The organism is Methylobacillus caricis, assembly GCF_020532705.1.
In the GTDB taxonomy this organism is placed as follows: Bacteria; Pseudomonadota; Gammaproteobacteria; order Burkholderiales; family Methylophilaceae; genus Methylobacillus; species Methylobacillus caricis.
Genome location: NZ_JAJAVD010000001.1, coordinates 1,593,607 through 1,613,896, shown reverse-complemented (window position 1 = coordinate 1,613,896; position 20,290 = coordinate 1,593,607). Strand labels below are relative to the sequence as shown.

23 protein-coding genes are annotated in these 20,290 nt (G+C 51.9%); 8 read left to right on the top strand and 15 right to left on the bottom strand.

Annotated features, from left to right (window positions below; translation table 11 throughout):
• Positions 1–40 precede the first annotated feature (40 nt).
• From LG200_RS07570 to speG, 3 genes are all read left to right on the top strand, one after another.
• Complete coding sequence (locus LG200_RS07570; RefSeq protein ID WP_226756961.1) at positions 41–2,287, top strand: YgiQ family radical SAM protein; 2,247 nt, start codon at positions 41–43, stop codon at positions 2,285–2,287.
• Between the two features lie 132 nt (positions 2,288–2,419).
• Complete coding sequence (locus tag LG200_RS07565) at positions 2,420–3,223, top strand: TraB/GumN family protein (protein ID WP_226756960.1); 804 nt, start codon at positions 2,420–2,422, stop codon at positions 3,221–3,223.
• Positions 3,224–3,538: 315 nt separating this feature from the next.
• On the top strand, positions 3,539–4,105 hold the full coding sequence (gene speG / locus LG200_RS07560) for a spermidine N1-acetyltransferase (protein WP_226756959.1): 567 nt from the start codon (positions 3,539–3,541) through the stop codon (positions 4,103–4,105).
• Between the two features lie 20 nt (positions 4,106–4,125).
• Here speG and LG200_RS07555 read toward each other — a convergent pair whose 3' ends face one another.
• The 8 genes from LG200_RS07555 to LG200_RS07520 all read right to left on the bottom strand — a co-directional run bounded on the left by LG200_RS07555 (position 4,126) and on the right by LG200_RS07520 (position 9,350).
• Complete coding sequence (locus LG200_RS07555; protein ID WP_226756958.1) at positions 4,126–4,440, bottom strand: DMT family transporter; 315 nt, start codon at positions 4,438–4,440, stop codon at positions 4,126–4,128.
• A gap of 146 nt (positions 4,441–4,586) precedes the next feature.
• Positions 4,587–4,736 (bottom strand): DUF2474 domain-containing protein, encoded by a 150-nt coding sequence (locus tag LG200_RS07550; RefSeq protein ID WP_226756957.1) that lies wholly within the window; start codon positions 4,734–4,736, stop codon positions 4,587–4,589.
• Positions 4,723–5,730, bottom strand: coding sequence for a cytochrome d ubiquinol oxidase subunit II (cydB, locus tag LG200_RS07545; protein WP_226756956.1), 1,008 nt, complete (start codon positions 5,728–5,730; stop codon positions 4,723–4,725). The genes LG200_RS07550 and cydB overlap by 14 nt, the downstream gene beginning before the upstream one ends.
• Positions 5,731–5,736: 6 nt before the next feature.
• A complete protein-coding gene (locus LG200_RS07540; RefSeq protein WP_226756955.1) occupies positions 5,737–7,167 on the bottom strand; it encodes a cytochrome ubiquinol oxidase subunit I in 1,431 nt (476 codons plus the stop codon).
• Positions 7,168–7,415: 248 nt separating this feature from the next.
• The gene (locus tag LG200_RS07535) at positions 7,416–7,850 is read right to left on the bottom strand and encodes a response regulator (protein WP_226756954.1); all 435 of its coding nucleotides are present in this window, start codon (positions 7,848–7,850) and stop codon (positions 7,416–7,418) included.
• 95 nt (positions 7,851–7,945) lie between these two features.
• Positions 7,946–8,578, bottom strand: a complete 633-nt coding sequence (locus LG200_RS07530) for a response regulator (protein ID WP_226756953.1) — start codon at positions 8,576–8,578, stop codon at positions 7,946–7,948.
• 136 nt (positions 8,579–8,714) lie between these two features.
• Positions 8,715–9,134 carry a hypothetical protein gene (locus LG200_RS07525; protein WP_226756952.1) on the bottom strand — a complete coding sequence of 140 codons (420 nt, stop codon included), beginning with the start codon at positions 9,132–9,134 and terminating at the stop codon, positions 8,715–8,717.
• A gap of 51 nt (positions 9,135–9,185) precedes the next feature.
• Entirely contained in the window at positions 9,186–9,350 is a 165-nt protein-coding gene (locus tag LG200_RS07520) for a DUF1328 domain-containing protein (RefSeq protein WP_226756951.1), read from the bottom strand.
• Positions 9,351–9,470: 120 nt separating this feature from the next.
• Here LG200_RS07520 and LG200_RS07515 point away from each other — a divergent pair, with 120 nt between their 5' ends.
• Positions 9,471–10,886, top strand: a complete 1,416-nt coding sequence (locus LG200_RS07515; protein ID WP_226756950.1) for a sensor histidine kinase — start codon at positions 9,471–9,473, stop codon at positions 10,884–10,886.
• Positions 10,887–10,892: 6 nt separating this feature from the next.
• Here the strand turns inward: LG200_RS07515 and LG200_RS07510 are convergent, their stop codons facing one another.
• On the bottom strand, positions 10,893–11,585 hold the full coding sequence (locus tag LG200_RS07510) for a DUF2490 domain-containing protein (RefSeq protein WP_226756949.1): 693 nt from the start codon (positions 11,583–11,585) through the stop codon (positions 10,893–10,895).
• A gap of 247 nt (positions 11,586–11,832) precedes the next feature.
• Here LG200_RS07510 and LG200_RS07505 point away from each other — a divergent pair, with 247 nt between their 5' ends.
• The gene (locus LG200_RS07505; protein WP_226756948.1) at positions 11,833–12,348 is read left to right on the top strand and encodes a BON domain-containing protein; all 516 of its coding nucleotides are present in this window, start codon (positions 11,833–11,835) and stop codon (positions 12,346–12,348) included.
• 23 nt (positions 12,349–12,371) lie between these two features.
• Here the strand turns inward: LG200_RS07505 and LG200_RS07500 are convergent, their stop codons facing one another.
• The 6 genes from LG200_RS07500 to LG200_RS07475 all read right to left on the bottom strand — a co-directional run bounded on the left by LG200_RS07500 (position 12,372) and on the right by LG200_RS07475 (position 18,249).
• Entirely contained in the window at positions 12,372–12,938 is a 567-nt protein-coding gene (locus LG200_RS07500) for a lipocalin family protein (protein WP_226756947.1), read from the bottom strand.
• A 35-nt stretch (positions 12,939–12,973) separates the two neighbouring features.
• Positions 12,974–13,420, bottom strand: a complete 447-nt coding sequence (locus LG200_RS07495; RefSeq protein WP_226756946.1) for a YaiI/YqxD family protein — start codon at positions 13,418–13,420, stop codon at positions 12,974–12,976.
• Positions 13,421–13,435: 15 nt separating this feature from the next.
• Positions 13,436–15,268 (bottom strand): DNA helicase RecQ, encoded by a 1,833-nt coding sequence (gene recQ, locus LG200_RS07490; protein ID WP_226756945.1) that lies wholly within the window; start codon positions 15,266–15,268, stop codon positions 13,436–13,438.
• A 12-nt stretch (positions 15,269–15,280) separates the two neighbouring features.
• Complete coding sequence (locus tag LG200_RS07485) at positions 15,281–16,852, bottom strand: DEAD/DEAH box helicase (RefSeq protein WP_226756944.1); 1,572 nt, start codon at positions 16,850–16,852, stop codon at positions 15,281–15,283.
• A 165-nt stretch (positions 16,853–17,017) separates the two neighbouring features.
• Complete coding sequence (locus LG200_RS07480; protein WP_226756943.1) at positions 17,018–17,734, bottom strand: pseudouridine synthase; 717 nt, start codon at positions 17,732–17,734, stop codon at positions 17,018–17,020.
• A 5-nt stretch (positions 17,735–17,739) separates the two neighbouring features.
• On the bottom strand, positions 17,740–18,249 hold the full coding sequence (locus LG200_RS07475; RefSeq protein ID WP_226756942.1) for a DUF3617 domain-containing protein: 510 nt from the start codon (positions 18,247–18,249) through the stop codon (positions 17,740–17,742).
• A 636-nt stretch (positions 18,250–18,885) separates the two neighbouring features.
• On the opposite strand from LG200_RS07475, the gene LG200_RS07470 reads away from it, so the two are divergent.
• The 3 genes from LG200_RS07470 to LG200_RS07460 are packed head-to-tail and all read left to right on the top strand — an operon-like array spanning position 18,886 to position 20,261.
• Entirely contained in the window at positions 18,886–19,224 is a 339-nt protein-coding gene (locus LG200_RS07470) for a zinc ribbon domain-containing protein YjdM (protein WP_226756941.1), read from the top strand.
• A 4-nt stretch (positions 19,225–19,228) separates the two neighbouring features.
• Positions 19,229–19,567 carry a tRNA-binding protein gene (locus LG200_RS07465; protein ID WP_226756940.1) on the top strand — a complete coding sequence of 113 codons (339 nt, stop codon included), beginning with the start codon at positions 19,229–19,231 and terminating at the stop codon, positions 19,565–19,567.
• A 31-nt stretch (positions 19,568–19,598) separates the two neighbouring features.
• Entirely contained in the window at positions 19,599–20,261 is a 663-nt protein-coding gene (locus LG200_RS07460) for a hypothetical protein (RefSeq protein ID WP_226756939.1), read from the top strand.
• Positions 20,262–20,290: the final 29 nt, after the last annotated feature.

Genomic DNA, 20,290 nt, shown 5'->3' with positions numbered 1-20,290 from the left:
TTGTGTTGGGGCAAGCTTTCCAAGGTAAAATGCACGCCCTATGGAGTCACCTCGTTTATTAAGCGCTTATCGTCCCTATTGGGCCAAGCGTTTCGGCACATCCCGCATTCTACCCATGAGTCGCGCTGAAATGGATATTTTGGGCTGGGACAGCTGCGACATTATTCTGGTCACGGGCGATGCCTATATTGATCACCCAAGCTTTGGCATGGCTCTTGTGGGCCGTTTGCTTGAAGCCCAAGGTTTTCGTGTGGGTATTATTGCACAACCGGATTGGCAGTCTGCGGACCCTTTCCGTGCGCTGGGCAAACCAAATCTGTATTTTGGCATTACCGCTGGCAATATGGATTCGATGGTCAATCACTATACTGCTGATCGCAAGATACGGTCCGACGATGCCTATACCCCGGATGCGGTGGCAGGCAGGCGTCCTGATCGCGCTATCCTGGTTTACTCCCAACGTTGCCGTGAAGCCTTCCCAGGTGTTCCGCTGGTGATAGGCAGCATAGAAGCTTCCTTGCGTCGGATTGCGCATTACGACTATTGGTCGGACAAGGTCCGTCGTTCCGTATTGGTGGATTCCAAGGCCGATATACTGATTTATGGAAATGCCGAGCGCGCCTTGGTGGAAATCAGTCACCGTATTGCCAAGGGCGAGAAGATCAGTGAAATTACTGATATCCGTGGTACGGCTTTCTTGCGCAAGGTCTTGCCTGAGGGCTGGCAGGAAGTGGCGTCTACTGCACTTGATCGTCCGGGAAAAGTAGATACCCCCGTGGATCCGTATGCCATGGAGCCCGCCATGGAAAAAACCGGTGCCTCCTGCGCATCGACTTCCGCGGCGGCCAAGGCCTCTTCCGACCTGGAGCCGGGTGTGCACGCCATCACCATAGTGCGCAAGCCCAAGGCTGACCGTAGCAAGCAATTCATCCGACTGCCGGATTATGAGGAGGTCGCCCGCGACCCAGTGCTATATGCACATGCCTCCCGGGTATTGCACCTGGAAGCCAATCCAGGCAATGCTCGTGCGCTGGTCCAGCGCCATGGCGACCGGGAGGTCTGGCTGAACCCGCCGCCTATTCCGTTGACTACCAAGGAAATGGACTATGTCTACGACCTGACGTATGCGCGGGCACCGCATCCTGTCTATGAAAAAGCCAGAATCCCCGCCTGGGAGATGATTCGCTTTTCGGTCAACATCATGCGCGGTTGTTTTGGCGGCTGTACTTTCTGCTCGATCACTGAACATGAAGGCCGCATCATCCAGAGCCGTTCTGAAGAGTCCATCCTGAAGGAGATTGAGGAAGTCAGAGATAAAGTGGAAGGCTTTACCGGGACAATCTCCGATCTTGGCGGCCCGACTGCCAATATGTATCGGCTTGCCTGCAAGAGCGAGAAAATCGAGAAATCCTGCCGCAAGCTGTCGTGTGTGTTTCCCGGCATTTGCGAAAACCTCAATACCGACCATTCGGCATTGATACAGCTTTATCGCAAGGCACGGGCCATCAAGGGCATCAAGCGCATCCAGATCGGTTCTGGCCTGCGTTACGACCTGGCAGTGAAGTCGCCGGAGTATGTCAAGGAACTGGTGCAGCATCATGTGGGAGGCTATCTCAAGATCGCGCCCGAGCATTCGGAGGAGAACGTGCTCAACAAGATGATGAAGCCGCGCATGGATGCCTATGACGAATTCAAGGCCATGTTCGAGAAATTCTCCAAGGAAGCGGGCAAGGAGCAATACTTGATCCCTTACTTCATCGCGGCCCATCCCGGTACCACTGATGAAGACATGCTTAACCTGGCGTTGTGGCTCAAGAAATATGATTTCAAGCTGGACCAGGTGCAAACCTTCACCCCGACCCCCATGGCAATGGCTACTGCCATGTACCATTCTGGCAAGAATCCCTTGCGCAAGGTGACTGCGGATAGTGAAGATGTACCTATCCCCAAGGCAGGTAGCGTGCGCCGCCTGCATAAGGCATTTATTCGCTACCATGACCCTAACAATTGGCCAATGTTGCGTGAGGCGCTGAAAAACATGGGCAGGGAAGACTTGATCGGGAATAGCAAGAAACACTTGATTCCGGCCTGGCAGCCGATTGCTGCCAAGCAGCTTGTGCCTGCCAACGGAAGTCGTCGTCCGGCCAAGGCTCCGTTTGCTACTTCTACGAGCGGCAAGCTTGGCAATGGTAAACCTGGTGTGGCAAGACCCGCTTTAGGCAAGCCCGTGGCGGCAAAGCCGAGCCAGGGTAAACCGGTCAAGAAAAACAACCGCCCACATCGCTAGGGAAACCAGGTGGCTCAACTATTTTCTTTTAAAAGCCTCGAAAGAGGCTTTTTTTCTGTTCTGGCCATGCTGCTGCTATCTCAGTCAGCAATCGCCCAGGATAAAGCCAGGGTCTCGACAGCTGAGCATAGCATGCTGTGGAGGCTGGAATCTCAACAAGGCAGCATCAGTTATTTGTTTGGCACGATACATACCGATGACCCGAGAGTCACAAATCTTGCTGAACCTGTGACCAAGGCAGTGGAAGAGAGTGAAATATTCTTGATGGAAATACTGCCTTCCAGCGACACGGCGCCTTATTTCATGCGGGATACCACCTTGGACAAGTTGCTCAGCCAGCAGGAGCTGGAGAAAGTATTTGAGCTGGCTGATTTCCATGGGATCGACCGCGATATGGCCATGCGCATGAAGCCCTGGTTGCTTGCCATGGTGTTTGATCTGCCCAGCTCGCAATCGCCTTATACCCTGGATGTGCAGCTTTATATGCAGGCGCAGCGCGCAGGCAAAAAGGTACAGGCGCTGGAGAGCGCCACCGAGCATTTTGGTGCACTGGAAAGCATCACTTGGGAAGAGCAGATGCTGATGTTACGCAGTGTGCTGGCACGCAGCCAGGAAGAGAAAGAGGCAGATTTCGAGCGGCTGGTCAGCGCCTACGAAGCAGGCGATTTGCGTAAAGTCGGCGAGCTGGATGAGCAGATGACAGGAGATACCCTGCCTAAAGCGTTATGGGACAAGCTTAGGGTGAAATTGCTGGATGAACGTAATGTGGTGATGACGCAACGTATTGCCATCCAGGCTAGCAATCATAAAATGTTTATAGCAGTTGGCGCGGCGCATTTGCCGGGTGAGTCAGGTTTGTTGAGAAGGCTGGCGATCCTTGGATTCAAGGTGTCGCCAGTGAATGCGGCAGGCCTGCCCTTGCCGCATGCAGATTGACCTGATTACGTCAGAAGCAGCAGATCAGGCTGAGTTGCGCTTTCTGTTTCAAGTTGCGAAATGGTCTTCCAAAATACTAAGTTATTGGCGTTTAGCCCAATCCTGTAGCGGTAAACTTCATACGCCAAGGTAAGTCTGCCACGGTTGAAGCGTCGTTTGTATAAGCCGCCCTATGGAACTGACTGCATCGTATACCCGCTCTCAGTATCTTTTAGCGAACATCATGTGAGAGCTCTGCAATGCATTTGCGTCAGACTATTTGCCTGCAAGCCAACCGGCTATAATCTGCATATACCATCCTCAGGATCACAGCTAATGGCTGACCGTATCAATCTGCGTCCCCTGGAGCGTAACGACCTGCACTTTGTGCACAAACTCAACAACAACGACACCATCATGCGCTACTGGTTTGAAGAGCCGTACGAAGCCTATGATGAGCTGGTGGCCTTGTACGACCGTCACATCCATGACCAGAATGAGCGGCGATTCATCATCCAGCTGGAAAGCGGAGAGCTGGCAGGATTGGTCGAGCTGGTGGAAATCAACTATATCCACCGCCGAGCCGAGTTCCAGATCATTATAGCGCCGGACTATCAGGGGCGCGGGCTTGCCAAGTCAGCTACAAGGATTGCGGTGGGGTATGCTTTCCGTGTGCTTAACCTGCACAAGGTCTACTTGGTGGTGGATACAGAGAACCAGGCTGCGATTCATATTTATGAAAGTTGCGGGTTTGAGGCGGAAGGGCACCTGAAGGAAGAGTTCTTTTCCAACGGCTCCTATCGTGACGCCTTGCGTATGAGGCTGTTACAGGATGATTATCTGCGGCATGTAGGGGCTGCCCCCGTGGACGCTTCGGTGCTGCGTGAATGGCAAGACAAATAATCTTGCCATCTGTCCGATCATTAAGACACCACCTTCAGGCCGATAATCGAGCCTATCAATAACAGTAGGAACAGCAAGCGCAAGGTTCCTGCCGGGTCGCCAAATATCCAGATGCCTATTATGGCAGTGCCGCAGGCGCCAATACCAGTCCATACTGCGTAAGCCGTGCCCAGGGGTATTCCCTCCAGGGCTTTGGTCAGCATGACGAAACTCAGGATGGCAAACACAAGGAAGCCCGCCGATGGCAATGGCTTGGTGAAGCTTTCAGACATTTTCAGGCAGGTGGTGAAGCCGACTTCAAGCACGCCAGCCAGCAATAGATATATCCAGGACATATAAACCCCTTTCATGCAGATCGGGTCGTCCCGCAATTAGTTGAGTGATGATGGGGCCGTCCCCATCATGTGGCAAATAGCCAACCTAGTTACTGTGAACTTTACATGATTTTTTCACGCCAGGGATAGGCTGTCAAACCGGGCAATCAGGAATGAAGGCCAATGGCATACATGAAAAGGCGCATGAGATAGGCTGCCCCCAGCATGGCGCCCACACTGGCTGTCCAGATCAGTAGAAGCCAGAGCACACGCTTGACCCAGATCCAGCGCTGTTTTTCAGAGTTAGTGGTAGCCATCGCCATGACGTACCTTGCCTTTGAATACACGATAGGACCAAATGGTGTATACCAATATGACGGGGACGATCAGTAATGTGCCAACCAGGGCAAATATCTGGCTTTGTGCTGGCGCTGCGGCATCCCAGATTGAAATTGAAGGCGGGATGATGTTGGGCCAGATGCTGATGGCCAACCCTAACAATCCAAGTAAAACGATGATCAGCGCGGAAATGAATGGTTGCATGTCATAGCCCGATTTCAGCTCGCGCATGAGGGAGTAGATGCTGATTGCCACCAGGATGGGCACCAGGGCCAGGAAATAGAAGTTGGGCAGGCTGAACCAGCGTTCCGCAATGTCTTCATGGGCAAGAGGGGTCCATATGCTGATGACCGCCAGCGCTACAATCACTAGTGCCACCAGCGGGCGTGTCAACTCCAGCATACGTTGCTGCAGGTGTTCGTCCGTTTTCATGATCAGCCATGTGCTGCCTAGCAGAGCGTAGGCAATCATGACGCCTAGCCCGGTAAAGAATGAAAATGGGGTCAGCCAATCCAGGGCGTTTCCTGCGAACTCGTTTTGCTCAACCGGTATGCCATTGATATAGGCACCCAGAATCACGCCCTGGAAAAATGCCGTCGTGATAGAGCCTCCGATGAAGGCTTTATCCCATAGGTGCTGTTCTTTTTCCGGTGCCTTGAAACGAAACTCAAAGGCGACACCACGGAAAATCAGGCCCAGCAGCATGAGGATGATGGGCTGATACAACGCGCTCAGGACCACTGCATAAGCAAGGGGAAAGGCTGCCATCAGCCCTGCACCCCCCAAAACCAGCCAGGTTTCATTCCCGTCCCAGACGGGTGCCACGGTATTCATCATCACATCGCGATCATGCTTGTCCTTGACGAAAGGGAAAAGGATGCCGATACCCAAGTCAAAGCCGTCCATAATCACGTACATGGTGATGGCGAACAGAATAACTATTAACCAGATCACAGGTAAATCAAAGTCCATGAAACACTATTCCTTGGGGTTGGATAATGGCGCCTCAAGCGAAAAAGACGCGTCAGTGGCTGAAAGAGGCCGCATCGGTTGCTTGCTTTGTCCAGGCCCGCCTTCTTGTGGGTGGTCTGCCTTGATCACCGGTTGCCGGATCAATCTGAACAGATAGCCAATGCCGATGCCGAATACAAAAAAGTACACCACTATAAACAATGCCAGGGATACAGCAAGCGATGAAATATCATGCTTCGAAACTGCATCCGCGGTGCGCATGATGCCATAAACCACCCAAGGCTGGCGTCCGATTTCAGTGGTAAACCATCCAGCCAGGATCGCAATGATACCGGTTGGCCCCATCCATAATGCGCATCGCAGGAAGAGCTGCTGCTGATACAGGCGCCCTTGCTTGCGCAGCCATAAGCTCCACAGGCCAAGCAGGATCATGAACATGCCCAGGCCAACCATGACACGGAAAGACCAGAAAATAATGGTTGCATTAGGTCTGTCTGCAGGCGCAAATTCCTTCAGGCCCGGGATTTGGCCATTCCAGCTATGGGTAAGGATCAGGCTGCCAAGATGAGGGATTTCCAGCGCATAGTGGTTTTTCTCCTGCTCCATATCGGGCAAGCCGAATAATACCAATGGTACCCCTTCGTCGCCGTGGTTTTCCCAGTGGCCTTCAACAGCTGCAATCTTGGCTGGCTGGTGTTTCAGGGTGTTAAGGCCATGAAAGTCGCCTACAATCGCCTGGACGGGTGCAACGACCACCAGCATCCACATGGCCATTGAAAGCATGGTGCGTACGGCAGGGGTGTCATTCTTGCGCAGTAAATGCCAGGCACCTGCCGCACCCACCAGCAGGGCTGTGGCAAGAAAAGCCGCAATACTCATATGCACCAGGCGATAGGGAAATGATGGATTGAATATGACCTGCCACCAGTCCGTCGGGATCACAACGCCATCGGCAATTTCAAAGCCTTGTGGTGTTTGCATCCAGCTGTTGGATGCGAGTATCCAGGTAGTGGAAATCAGGGTGCCAATGGCTACCATGAGGGTGGAGAAAAAATGCAGTCCCCGCCCAACGCGGCTCCAGCCAAACATCATTACGCCCAGGAAGCCTGCCTCAAGAAAGAAGGCTGTCAGCACTTCATATGTGAGCAAGGGACCGGTAACACTGCCAGCAAATGCCGAGAACCCGCTCCAGTTGGTACCGAACTGATAGGCCATGACCAGTCCTGATACCACTCCCATGCCGAAATTGACGCCAAATATCTTGAGCCAGTAATGGTAAAGATCCTTGTAGACGGATTCTCCGGTTTTAAGCCACATGCCTTCCAGCACCACCAGGTAGCTGGCAAGGCCGATGGTAATAGCGGGGAAAATGATATGAAAGGAGACCGTGAATGCAAACTGCACACGGGCGAGGTCTAGGGCGGAAATATCAAACATAGCGAGCCTTCTGGTTCCTTCATGGCTCTGCAGGCTGGATTCACCTACAGCAAGAGGCAGAAAACATGCAATATGCCTCAGTTACGAAGCTGGTAAGCATACTGTTTACAGTGTGTGGTAAACAGGTGCAGATATTCAGATAAGAACCGTATCAGATTCCCCCGGCATTTTCAAAGGACCTGGATGTTTATATGTCGATTTTCTATCTGTAATGCACTTTGGGTAAAAAGGTTGATGTGCGTTTGGGATTAGTCGGACAGTTTGTTCTGGAACTTGGAGGCCTCTGCTTCGATGGTGTCGATGGCAATATCAAAATCCATGGATTTGTCAAAAAAGTGTTCTACCCCAAGGCTCCTGGCGCGTTCACGATATTGGGCATAAGCATGGTTGGTCAGAATCAGGTAGGTTGGCCGGGGATATGGGTAATCTGGCTCTTGTGTTGCCTTGATCACCTCGAAACCATTGCCCTGGGCCAATTCAATATCCACCAGCAACAGGTCAAACGGCTGCTGGCGCAATTGCATGACCGCTTCTTCCTGTGTCACTGCCACTCCTGCGAAGGCAAGCGAGGTACAGCTGGAAAGGATTTCCATAATAGCCTCCCGTAGCAATGGTGAATCTTCAACCAGCAAGACTTTCATGAGTCTTGGGTTGAATTCTGCTGTGGAGCGAGAATGTGACATTAGTGATTCCATGGAGTAGCCATTAGCCGTCATCTTATAGTGCTTTAATATCTGTTTATATCCTTGAATGTCCTACATCATCTGACGCACGGCACTCAGGAAATCAACTGGTTTTTGATAGCGTAATAGGTGAGGTCTGCATTGGTTTTCAAGCTCATTTTTTCCATGATGCGAGTACGGTAAGTGCTGACGGTTTTAACGCTGATACATAACTCTTCGCCAATTTCAGTCGCGCTCAGGCCGCTGGCCAGCTTGAAAAATACCTGAAATTCCCGATCCGAGAGGGTTTCATGCAACAGTTTTTCCGAGGGGTTGCTGAGTTCGTTGGACATCAATTCGGCAAGCTCGGCCGAAATATAGCGTTTGCCATTGGCAATGGTCCTGATAGCCTTGATGATCTCGTCTGATTCAGCATCCTTGGACAGGTAGCCCTTGCAACCGCTGCGCATGAGGTTGAGCGCATATTGCTCTTCGCCATAACCGCTCAGGATCAGCACTGGCAGGTCAGGTGCCACATGCCTGAGGTCATGCAGGGTATCCACGCCATTTTTATCAGGCATGGCAATATCCATGACTACGGCGTCATATTGATTGGCCCTGACCAGCTTGATGGCTTCAAGGCCGGAGGCTGCTTCACCGGTGACTTCAAGGTCCGATTCCAGCTCAATGAGGTTGCGCAAACCTTGGCGGACAATATTGTGGTCATCAACCAACAGTATTTTTTTCATGAAGGTCACTCATCCTTAATTGTATTTTTATCATCTTGGATACTACGGCGACAAGGTCAAATCATCAAGCCCGCCATTACCCCCTTTAAACCATTACCTCTTTGAACAGAGGCCAGACTCCAAGCCCGGCCTGATCCTATTCGTCTGAATTGCCGCTCAGGGCATAACCTACCAATATGCCAGCGCCTACTGCGAGTGAAAGCGTGAGCAATGAGCGCTTGCGTAACCACCTATTGGAGGTCTTGCGGCTGGTATCCAGGACGCGAGAGAGTTCATGCTCCAGCGATTCCGACCATTCAGAAAAGTTTTCTGATAACTGGTTGATGATATTTTCGGTAGCGGAACTGTGTGTATCGGGATCCAGCACGTCTTTCAGACTTTCCAGCAAGGCAAGCGCTTCTTTTTTGCTGTCACGTGACTTTTGTTGCACTTTTTCGCCGAGCTTGCGCGCAGACGCCTTGGTTTCATCAATCACTTCCTTGGCGGTATCCTGAGTGGATTCAGCCACGTCTTCTACTTTTTTCTTCAGGTCAGAATCTTTATTAATGCTGAACATATTGTTCTCCATGGTTAATAATCAAGCTTGTTACCGCGCATCTATCGGCACTTACTTAGAATTGAATATGCCGGTAACGAGGGAAATAATGGTAATTACGAGAAAGACAAAAAACAGGATCTTGGCAATTTCTGCAGCCCCGGCTGCAATACCGCTAAATCCGAAGAATGCTGCAATCAGGGCAATAACAAAAAATATGACGGTGTAATGAAGCATTGTCTTCTCCTATATTTGCGTAATGTACGGGTTACACTGTAGGCTGTAAGCAGCTAAACAATTAGCGGACAAGCGCTGAATAGCTTGTAAGATAAGGCTGACAAGCCAGGGCCAGGATAAATGGAAGAAAACATCAGTTGGATCAAAACGTGGAGTAAAAAAATCGTCAATCGCCTGGGCGGCAAGGTGATTGCGGTACTTTCCGCTTCGATGCTGCTGGCATTGCTTTCGGTAGTATTTACTGACGCCTGGGTGGTTTCCATAGAGAAACAGAGCCGTCAGATTGAGCAGATTGAGAAAAATGTCATTGTGCTTGAGCAACTGCGCAACAGCCTGGTCAGTGCCGAGAGTGCACAACGTGGATTCTTGCTGAGCCGCCGGGCCGAATTCTCTGAAGCTTTCACTCGTGCGGTGGAGGATGCCCGTCGCAATATCAAGAAGATTGAAGGCCTGGTGACCAGTAAAACGATCACCATGAAAGGGAAGCAGGAACAAAGCTGGTTGCTTGCATTGAATTCCAGCCTGGAAGCCAAGACTGCAGAAATGAGGCTCTCGCTTTCATTCTTCAAGGCTGGACAGGAGGACGAAGCCCTGCAATTGGTCAAGCTGGATCAGGGTATTCTGGAAATGGCCAAGTTCATGCAATATTCCCAACTGTTGCTAGACCAGCAGAATGAGGCACTAGTCACCCTAATTTCAAAACGCCGTACTACCACGGCAGTAGCACGGACAGCCATTATCGGCAGCGCCATCATCCTGCTCCTGCTGGTGATCATGGTCATCCGCCAACTGATCCATGAAATGACTAACCGTGATTTGCTGCGGCAGCAGTTGATACGGGATTGTGATGTCTATGAAGAACGCCTCAAGTCCAGTACCCGTATGCTGAAGACGATGGCTCTGGATTACCAGGCTGATGTGGAGCGGGCGCGGCAAAAACTGGCACGCGAGCTGCACGATGAACTTGGATCCATATTGACTGCAACCAAGATGGATATCTCCTGGACAATGCGCAAGCTCAAGGAGACTGACCCGGATATCACCGAAAAACTGTCCAAGACCATGCGCTATCTGGATCAGGGCATTCAGTTCAAGCGGCAGGTGGTGCAGAACCTGCATCCATCCATGATTTCGACTTTTGGATTCTGGCCCGCACTACGCTCATTGATTGATGACATGGCCGAGCGTAATCAGTGGGAGATGGATGTGATCCTGCCCGATGAATCAACCGAATTGAATGAACCTATAAACCTCATTGCCTACCGTGTGGTACAGGAGACCCTGAATAACGCCAGTAAATATGCACATGCCACCAAAGTGGCTGTGCATATAGTGGTGGCACTTGATTACCTCAAGCTTGAAATTGAAGATAATGGGGTTGGCATGACGGTAGATGCTGAGCATGAGACTACGCATGGTTTGGCGGGCATGCGTAATCGCATTATGGCCATTGGCGGCCGGATAGAGCTTAGCAGTAAGCCCGGCCAGGGCGTGCGCTTGCTGGCGATCGTGCCTATGCACGTGAAGGTCGTATAGGCTGTCCTAGAAGCGGATAAACAATGAAGTCGACAGGATATGGTTCATGCGGTCCGTGCTCTGGCCGCGGATGAACTGGTTGATATAGCCTACTTCCAGCCGCGCATTTGATTGTGCCTGCCAGGCAATCCCGGCAAATGCCCGATTCTGGTCAAAACCGCTGCGCGCACCCCAATCCGTATGGTTGGCATTCACGAATAACTCATTCCACAACAGCAGGCTGACAGATGGGTTGGATTCCAGCTTCCTACTCGCACGCAGCAGTTGCCTGACCCGATAGCCAGTGTCATCACCCAGGTCCAGGTTTCTTTGTTCCAGCCGCGTGCGGCTTGTCAGGGTGATTCCATAGGCAGTAACCGGAAAGGTATACAAGAATTGCTGCCACCAGCGTTGTTCATGCGAGGTACCTTTGGCAAGGTTAGTGCGTACATCAGCGTAACCCAGCCAGACACTGGCCCTGTCTGACAGCTTGTAATTGATCGCCGGACGGATAAGGCTTTGGTCAAAGTGATTGGCTTCATCCTTCCAGCGTGGCTGCAACTCCATATACCAACCCAGTTTGTGCTCTGCTGATAAATTGCCTTCCATGGTCAGGTTCAGCCAGAGCCGGCCATCCTCCTCTGTTTCAGCATGAGCTTGCAACGGCAATAACGCCGTCATGGAGAGAAGTAATACAGCTGGGGAAAGGGGAAATTTCATGCAAAACCTTTTTATTGAGTGACTTGAATTTGCCAAGCTGAATGCATATCGGAAGAAAAGCCCGCGACTTTAACCCAAACTGCATTTAAAAATCCAGAGGATCAGCTCACGATGACAGCGTTATGGAAATGCCGTTCCTAGTCAGCGTTATCTGACAGCATAACCAGAGAGGAGATGACGCAGGATATTTACTTACGCATGTAGGATGTTATTAGCATTTCAATCAACATCACGGAGGACTTTCATAATGCGTAAAACTAAAGAGATAAAATCCCTGGCTTTGCTTTCGGTGTTTGCCTTAAGCCTTTCTGCAGCCCAGGCGATGGCAGTATCCATTTCTGATGAGGCTAGCCAAAGTCCTGATGTCAAGCAGTTCAATGAATTGGATACCAATGGTGATGGCCATTTGGATTATACCGAGGCCGGCAAGGACAGTTTCTATAGCAAGCAGCGTTTCAATGCGGCTGACAAGAACAAGGATGGCAAGCTGACTCAGGCCGAATATTCCGATTACAAGTCAGCCCAGCAGAAAAAAGAAGTTGGGCGTGTCGTGGATGACAGCACCATCACTACCAAGGTGAAGGCCAGCATCCTCAAGGAAGAGGGATTCAGTGGTTTGCAGGTCAGTGTTGAAACCTTCAAGGGCGTGGTCCAGTTGAGCGGTTTTGTGAACAACAAGGCACAAGTGACGAGGGCGGGTGAAATTGCCAAGTCGATTGAAGGAGTTAAATCCGTCAAGAACAACCTGATCGTCAAGAGTTAATCACTCTGGAGACGAGTTACAGCTCAATCCCGCATGGTTGAACCATGCGGGATTTTTATTGATTCCATTGCGTCATGATTGACATAGATCAGCTTGCTGGTATCAAAGCCCAAGGCCTGTGCGCGTGACACCAGCTCTGCCTTGACCGGGAATGATAGCTGTGGCGTGCGTGAAAGTATCCACAGGTAATCGCGGTCAGGGCCGGCCACCATGGCAAAATTGTAATTCACCTTATCCAGCACAAAAATATTGTAAGCCCCATAGAACGGGCCGAAGAACGAGACCTTGAGTTTGCCTATGTCGGGCGTATTGACGAAGTAAGCTTTGCCTTCTGCTTCATTCCACTGCATTTTCTTGGTGTTATAGCCACGGTTGATTACCTTGATACTGCCATCGTCGGCTTTGCTGTAGGTGGCTGTGACTTGTTCCAGCCCACGCTCGAAGGAGTGATCCAGCCTGGCTATTTCATACCATAGACCCAGGTATTGATCCGGTTTGAAGTCACTGACGGGCTGAATGCCTTTGGGAGTACTGGTGCCGTTACAGGCAGCTAGCGCAAGGGATAAAACGAGTAGCCATGCATGCTTCATAATCATGTTTTCCAAAATGCTTTTCAGGGAGTGGTTCAAGGTTGACGCGCGATAAAACGATCAAGTGCGGCCGCAAATGCCTGACGGTCAGATTGGCTGAACGAGGAGGGGCCGCCAAGTTCTACGCCACTGCTGCGAAGATCTTCCATGAAGTGGCGCATGGCCAGACGCTCCCCTATGCTGCCTTTGTCATACATTTCCCCGCGCGGGTTGAGCGCATGGCCGCCCTTGGCAATCACCTCGGCAGCCAGGGGGATATCGGCTGTAATAACGAGGTCGCCAGATTCCAGCTTTTGCACAATTTCCTGGTCTGCTACGTCAAACCCGCCTGGTACCTGCAATGCGCGAATGTGGGGAGAGGGCGGAACACGCAGTAATTTGTTGGCGACCAGCGTCACCATGATGCCGGTACGTTCCGCGGCGCGGAACAGGATTTCCTTGATGGCTACCGGACAGGCGTCTGCATCTACCCAAATCTGCATGATGCTCTCCTGAGTCTATATTCCATTCGCATGGTCTTCCAATACCTTGAGGAACGCATCTCCATAACGGGCCAGCTTGGCTTGGCCTACACCGCTGATGCGGCCCATTTCCGTTAGCGTGGCCGGCTGCTGGTTCATGATTTCCAGCAGGGTGCTATCGTGGAAGATGACATAGGGTGGTACTTCCTGTTCACGGGCCAATTCCAGCCGTTTTGCCTTGAGCGCAAGCCAGAGCGGATCATCATTCACGCCAGCATACGCCTCACGGCTCCGGGTGGCACGTTCAGCCTTGCTGATCTTGTTCACCTCGGCGTCGCGCCGTAGCCAGATCTCTGTTTCTCCGCGCAACAGCGGCCGTGCCTCTTCAGTCAGCTTGAGGCCGCCAAATGCTTCCATCTCTGTTTCCAGCAGGCCTGCAGCCACCAACTGGCGGAATACGCTGCTCCACTGTGTCTGGCTCAGTTGTTTGCCAATACCGAAAGTGGAAAGCGATTTGTGGTTGAACCGCTCCACCTGGGCGGAAGATTTCCCCAGCAACACGTCTATCAGGTGGCCTGCGCCAAAACGTTGGCCGGTGCGGTAAGCGCAGGACAGCGCCATGCGGGCTGCTTCGGTACCGTCCCATGTGTCAACCGGATTCAGGCAGTTGTCGCATTGCCCGCAATTGCCGGGGTGCTGTTCGCCAAAATAGCGCAATATGGCCTGGTGGCGGCATCCTGTCGATTCACAATAGCCGAGCAGGGCATCCAGCTTCTGCCGTTCCAGGCGCTTGCGCTCATCGGGGGTATCACCACCATCAAGCAGTTGGCGCATGCTTACCACATCGCCCAGGCCATACACCATCCAGGCGTTGGCTTGCAGCCCGTCACGTCCTGCACGCCCGGTTTCCTGGTAATAGCCTTCCATGCTCTTTGGCAAATCCAGATGTGCGACAAAGCGGACGTTGGGTTTGTCTATCCCCATGCCGAAAGCCACTGTGGCTACCATGACGATGCCTTCCTCACGCAGGAAACGTTGCTGGTTGGCTTGCCGTATGCCAGCATCCAGCCCCGCATGGTAAGGCAGGGCATCCCAGCCTTTTTCCTTGAGCCACGCGGCGGTTTCTTCCACTTTGCGCCTGGAAAGACAATAGACAATCCCGGCATCGTTGGCATGCTCTGTTTCAAGAAAGGCCTGCAACTGTTTGCGTGCATTGTCCTTGAGGGCCACATGGTAGCGGATATTGGGGCGGTCAAAACTGGAAACGAACTGCTCTGCCTGTTCAAGCCCCAGTCGCTCGACTATCTCATTGCGGGTTGGCGTATCGGCGGTGGCGGTAAGGGCAATACGCGGCACATTGGGAAACTGTTCATGCAGCACTGTGAGCTGGCGATATTCCGGGCGGAAATCATGGCCCCACTGTGAAACGCAATGCGCTTCATCAATGGCAAAAAGCGCAATGCCAAAGCGCTGTTGCACTTGTTCCAGCGTGCTGATAAAGCCTGGCGCCATGAGGCGCTCGGGAGCAATGTAGAGCATATCCAGCTCGCCACGCACCAGTGCATGATAAATGCTGCGGGAGGTCTCTGGATCCAGGCTGGAGTTGAGGAAGGCAGCGCGGACGCCCTGTTGGCGCAAGGCGTCTACTTGGTCCTGCATCAAGGCGATCAGCGGCGAAACTACAATGCCTATGCCATTGCGCAGTAATGCAGGAATCTGGTAACACAATGACTTGCCGCCGCCAGTCGGCATCAATACCAAGGCATCCCCGCCGGCGGCTACATGCTCGACGACCGCCTGTTGCTGGCCCCGGAAGGCACTATAGCCGAAGGTCTCCTGCAGTACTGTCTGTGCAGTAATTGCTGCCATGTGCAGCCCGTATTAACGACGACCGCGGTTAGGCTTGGTGCCCTGGTTGTTTGGGTTGAACTGGCGTTTTGGCGGCTGCGGCGGTACAAACAGGCCTACTTGCGGCATGGCTTGATGGCGGGCCGCTTCAGACAGGAATTGTTCTTCAGTTTGTTTTTTCTTGGCCCGGTTATCCTGGCTGTCCTGCGGAGTATTCTTGTTGTTGCGATTATCCTGATGCCTGGGCTGTTGGCCTTGGCGGTTCGGGCTCCGGCCCTGGCGTGGTTCGCGATTGGCTTCAGCCGTTCCATTTCTTCCAGCCTGGCCGTTTCTTCCGCCTTGATTTTCTCTAGGGCCCTGGCCATTTTTTTGTTGCGGGCTGGTTTTCTGGGCAGGACGAGGTGGGCGTGGCGGGCGGGTTTCAGTGGAGGGTTTTTCCACTGGTACAAAGCCTTCGACCTCAACACGTGGAATTTCACGCTTGATCAGGCGCTCTATGCCCTTGAGCAATTTCAGCTCTTCGGTATCCACCAATGACACTGCAGCGCCTGTGCAGCCAGCACGGCCAGTACGGCCTATGCGGTGTACGTAATCCTCAGGAACGTTGGGCAACTCAAAGTTGACCACTTGCGGCAATTGGTCAATATCCAGGCCACGTGCGGCAATATCAGTCGCCACCAGGACAGGCAATGTGCCGTCCTTGAATTCCGCCAGCGCCTTGGTGCGTGCTGACTGGCTTTTGTTGCCATGGATGGCTGCGGCGGCAATGCCATCCTTGCTCAGTTTCTCGGCCAGTCGGTTGGCGCCATGCTTGGTGCGGGTAAAGATCAGCACTTGTTTCCACTCGTGCTTGCGGATCAGGTGGGCCATGAATTCACGCTTATGGCTCTGGCTGACCAGGTGTACAGTTTGTTCGACCAGTTCAGATGCAGTGTTGCGGCGCGCTACTTCAACAAAGCCAGGGTTGTGCAGCAGGCTGTCGGCCAGCTCTTTGATCTCGTCAGCGAAGGTGGCAGAGAACAACAGATTTTGGCGCTTCTTGGGCAGCAGGGCGAGCACACGCTTGATGTCACGGATAAAGCCCATATCGAGCATGCGGTCAGCTTCATCCAGCACCAGGATCTCAATCGCGGAGAGGTCAATCGTTTTTTGTGTTGCGTGGTCCAGCAGGCGTCCAGGGGTAGCCACCAGGATATCCAGGGGCTTTTTCAGGCGCTCGATTTGTGGGTTGATGCCCACGCCTCCAAACATCACCATGGAGCTGAGCTTGAGATGTTTGCCATAAGTCTGCACAGATTCTTCAACTTGTGCCGCCAGCTCGCGCGTAGGCGTCAGAATCAGGCAGCGAGGCTGGCCAGGCTTGTTCTTGATATTTTCCTTTTGCAGCAGGTGCAGCAAGGGCAAGGTAAACCCTGCCGTTTTGCCGGTGCCTGTCTGTGCGCCTGCCATCAGGTCGCCACCGCTCAGCACAAGCGGAATAGCCTGGGCCTGTATGGGCGTTGGGTGAGTATAGCCAGCGTCTACAATCGCACGCAGTATAGGTTCGGCCAGGCCAAGGTCGGAAAATTGGATATTCGATTGGGTAGTGATCACTTCAGAAGACAAACTAAAACTCCAGTATATTCAAGGATTTTTGGGTCGGCCTGTTACGTGATGACATAACTCCAATCAAGGCTGACGGCAAGGGGAAACAAAAGTAGATAGACCGCTGCGCCGATTGGAATTGACGCAGGGATTGGGAATTATACGGTAAAAAGCCTTGGCGTGATGTTAAGAATTATTTCGTGTGGGGGCAATTCGCTCCAGCATGACTGAATCCAGCCAACGCCATTCACCCGGTGCCAGGTCTTCCGGCAATTCCAGCTGACCAATGCGGATACGCTTCAAGGCTTCCACGCGGTTGCTCACCGCCGCCAGCATGCGCTTCACCTGATGGTATTTGCCTTCGGCCAGTGTCAGGTGCAGCACGTTAGTACTGATGACTTCACACGCCAGAGCAGCAATTGGTGCAGGCTCATCTAGCAACTGCACCCCGCTCAGGAGTGTCTTGACCTGTTCATCATCAATCGCGTGCTTGGTGGTGACTTCATAGATCTTAGGCACTTTCCATTTTGGCGAACTCATGCGGTGGATGAATTGCCCGTCATCAGACAGCATCAGGAGGCCCGTGGTGTCCTCATCCAAACGCCCAATGCATTGCACTCCACGCTCCAGCAAGGCTGGAGGAAGCAGGCTGAAAATGCTGGGATGATGCTGTGGCTTATGCGAGCACTCGTAATGCGCAGGCTTGTGCAGCATCAGGTAGGCTTGTATGCGGAATTGCCAATCCTCGCCGCGCACGCTGAATTGCAGATTTTCCGTTTCAAATTCGTCAAAAGGCTGGTCGCATACCTCGCCATTGACCGAGACGAGGCCGTGGCGGATCAGGCTGCGGCAGATTTTACGGGAGCCGAAGCCCTGGGAGTGTAGGATACGTTCAAGTTGCATATAGGTTATGGTTGGTAGCTTGGAATATCGGCATCACAGGCCGTCTTGACCCATTTGCCGCTGATTTCTGAATTCTGGTTGACCGGCAGGCCCTGGGCCGTGCCCTGCATGGAAAGATTACCCTGGAAAGCGCTGTCACTCAGCAGCGTCATATCAAACTTGCCACTCCCCTTGATTGTTCCATTGCAGGATACGTCCCCCGTTACCTTGTTACCGCTGTGGTTGTAATTGCGCACGCTGCATCCATCTTCAGTCTGCGGCAGCAGTGGCTGTTTGAGTTTTGCCTGCTCTGGCGTGATGCACTGCTGGGTGATAATCGCATTGCCTCCTACCGGCAATTCAATTCCGAATTGCCTCAATTGTTCCAATTGCTCCGGTGCAATAGCGGGCAGCCCCTGCATTTGTACTTTGATAGCGGTTTCCCACTGGCCTGGCTTGATCTGGTCAATGGCAAGCACAGGCAGGGATGTGGCCAATAGGGCGAATAAAAAGAGTATTGCAACGCGGTTGGGCATGTGGGAACTGGTTTTAATAACGAATACGAAGTATAACACCCATAAATGGGTAGGCCTGCGAATGAGGAAAGTTGGTAGCTGTTATCCATGAGCCTGCGGCTTATCAAGTTCAATCCAGTAGCAAAAATTACCGGCCCATGATTTGATTATTAGCCCTTTTAACTGACTGAACAAAGTTTTTTATGAAGATCAATATTATCCTGTCTACGTTTATATTTATTTTCTCAACATCGATTGTCCAGGCAGGGGAAAAGAGCTGCCTCAGTGAGATAGGTAAAAAGCATTCTGAAATTTTAGTGAAATGGTGCATCAATGTTAGCCCTGCGACACATCCACCATGCAACTTAATGAACAGTTGTGATTTAATCACGAATGAAATTAAACGTGGTTGTGCATTCCTCAGGAACGAAAAAACTTATCCATTTTACTGTCGACTGACGTATCAACATGATTCAGAGTAAGAGTAATCATCAGAAGCAGGCCGGCTGATGATGGAAAGAAGGCTGTTCTCTGCTGTTTGGGCAAAATAGGATTGCATTGCCTAAAGCTGATTCCAGGCTGGATAGGTCAAAAGGCATGCCTTCTGTCTATGGTGGGTTGGCATATACACCAATTAAATTAAGAGATTGATCAAAAATGAGTGAGCTTCCAAATTGTCCCTTATGTAATTCAAGTTATACCTATGAGGACGGCAATTTATATGTCTGTCCTGAATGCGCGCATGAGTGGACCTCTGCTGGCGATGAAGCAGCACCGAGCGGGTTTGTGGTGAAGGATGCCAATGGCAACCTGCTGCAGGATGGCGATACGATAACTGTGATCAAGGACCTTAAGGTGAAGGGGTCCTCACTGGTAGTGAAGGTGGGCACCAAAGTGAAGAACATCCGCCTGGTGGATAGTGACCACAATATCGACTGCAAGATCGACGGCATTGGCGCAATGAAGTTGAAGTCGGAGTTTGTGAAGAAGGCCTGAGCTCATGAGCGAAATCAGTTTTGAGGATTTTCTCAAGGTTGAGTTGCGGGTGGGAGAGGTGGTGTCGGCAGAAGTATTTGCCGAAGCTCGCAAGCCCGCTTATATCTTGCATGTGGATTTTGGCCCGGAGATAGGCGTGCTGAAATCCAGTGCCCAGGTCACGGAGCATTACCAGCCTGGGGGGTTGGTCGGCAAGCAGGTGGTGGCAGTGGTGAACTTTCCTGCCAAACAGATCGGCCCGGTCCAGTCGCAATGTCTGGTGACGGGGTTTCATGATGAACATGGTGCAGTAGCCTTGTGTGTGCCGGATAAACCAGTGCCCAAGGGCACGAAGCTACTTTGAGCTGGGTATTAATTACAAAAGCAAGGCAGGCATGGAAATTACCCGTGATCATCTGGTTGTCCTTTATGATTCCTACTCTGATGAGGAGGTTGTTCGCCTGGTCAGGTCAGGTAATTTGACTGAATTGGCCTTGTCGGTTGCCAAGAACGAGCTCAGGCGTCGTCGAATAATCCTTGACGGTGGGGCGAATGATTTCGCTGATCCACCCGTTATTTCCGATGGTCTTGCGCTTCAAGAAAAGATGACTGAAGTTGCCCAGGCTGGACTCATTGAAGCCAAACTCTTGGTGGGTTTTTTGCAGTCGGCGGGGATTGATACCGATGCGTTGAGTGCCGATGAATTCTCTATGAACTCGCCATTTCCCAGTGTTCCCGGGAAAGTGGCGATCAGGGTCAATGCCCAGCAGGCGGAAGATGCACTCAAGCTAATTGAAGCATATCGAGCCGGACAATTTGAGGTTGATGAGGCTTGGTTCCATGAAGAGTTTGGAGAAGATGCAGGGCAGGAGCTTGCAGATTCACAGGCGGGACCAATTAATCCAGGTCATGCACAAAATGCACGACCACAAAAAGTGGCAGGTAAGCGAACCCAATCTGAGCCATATAAAACTAATGAAAGGTATTGGCCAGGCTTCTTCATTATTATTGTCATTTTTATCCTGCTAGGGATAGCGTATCAACGTTTGGTCGCTTGAGCTCACTTAACACTTTCCCAGCATTTTGT

Coding starts and splice junctions, on each gene's coding strand:
- LG200_RS07570 (WP_226756961.1), top strand. CDS start 41: ATGGAGTCACCTCGTTTATTAAGCGCTTATCGTCCCTATTGGGCCAAG.
- LG200_RS07565 (WP_226756960.1), top strand. CDS start 2,420: ATGCTGTGGAGGCTGGAATCTCAACAAGGCAGCATCAGTTATTTGTTT.
- speG (WP_226756959.1), top strand. CDS start 3,539: ATGGCTGACCGTATCAATCTGCGTCCCCTGGAGCGTAACGACCTGCAC.
- LG200_RS07555 (WP_226756958.1), bottom strand. CDS start 4,440: ATGTCCTGGATATATCTATTGCTGGCTGGCGTGCTTGAAGTCGGCTTC.
- LG200_RS07550 (WP_226756957.1), bottom strand. CDS start 4,736: ATGGCTACCACTAACTCTGAAAAACAGCGCTGGATCTGGGTCAAGCGT.
- cydB (WP_226756956.1), bottom strand. CDS start 5,730: ATGGACTTTGATTTACCTGTGATCTGGTTAATAGTTATTCTGTTCGCC.
- LG200_RS07540 (WP_226756955.1), bottom strand. CDS start 7,167: ATGTTTGATATTTCCGCCCTAGACCTCGCCCGTGTGCAGTTTGCATTC.
- LG200_RS07535 (WP_226756954.1), bottom strand. CDS start 7,850: ATGTCACATTCTCGCTCCACAGCAGAATTCAACCCAAGACTCATGAAA.
- LG200_RS07530 (WP_226756953.1), bottom strand. CDS start 8,578: ATGAAAAAAATACTGTTGGTTGATGACCACAATATTGTCCGCCAAGGT.
- LG200_RS07525 (WP_226756952.1), bottom strand. CDS start 9,134: ATGTTCAGCATTAATAAAGATTCTGACCTGAAGAAAAAAGTAGAAGAC.
- LG200_RS07520 (WP_226756951.1), bottom strand. CDS start 9,350: ATGCTTCATTACACCGTCATATTTTTTGTTATTGCCCTGATTGCAGCA.
- LG200_RS07515 (WP_226756950.1), top strand. CDS start 9,471: ATGGAAGAAAACATCAGTTGGATCAAAACGTGGAGTAAAAAAATCGTC.
- LG200_RS07510 (WP_226756949.1), bottom strand. CDS start 11,585: ATGAAATTTCCCCTTTCCCCAGCTGTATTACTTCTCTCCATGACGGCG.
- LG200_RS07505 (WP_226756948.1), top strand. CDS start 11,833: ATGCGTAAAACTAAAGAGATAAAATCCCTGGCTTTGCTTTCGGTGTTT.
- LG200_RS07500 (WP_226756947.1), bottom strand. CDS start 12,938: ATGAAGCATGCATGGCTACTCGTTTTATCCCTTGCGCTAGCTGCCTGT.
- LG200_RS07495 (WP_226756946.1), bottom strand. CDS start 13,420: ATGCAGATTTGGGTAGATGCAGACGCCTGTCCGGTAGCCATCAAGGAA.
- recQ (WP_226756945.1), bottom strand. CDS start 15,268: ATGGCAGCAATTACTGCACAGACAGTACTGCAGGAGACCTTCGGCTAT.
- LG200_RS07480 (WP_226756943.1), bottom strand. CDS start 17,734: ATGCAACTTGAACGTATCCTACACTCCCAGGGCTTCGGCTCCCGTAAA.
- LG200_RS07475 (WP_226756942.1), bottom strand. CDS start 18,249: ATGCCCAACCGCGTTGCAATACTCTTTTTATTCGCCCTATTGGCCACA.
- LG200_RS07470 (WP_226756941.1), top strand. CDS start 18,886: ATGAGTGAGCTTCCAAATTGTCCCTTATGTAATTCAAGTTATACCTAT.
- LG200_RS07465 (WP_226756940.1), top strand. CDS start 19,229: ATGAGCGAAATCAGTTTTGAGGATTTTCTCAAGGTTGAGTTGCGGGTG.
- LG200_RS07460 (WP_226756939.1), top strand. CDS start 19,599: ATGGAAATTACCCGTGATCATCTGGTTGTCCTTTATGATTCCTACTCT.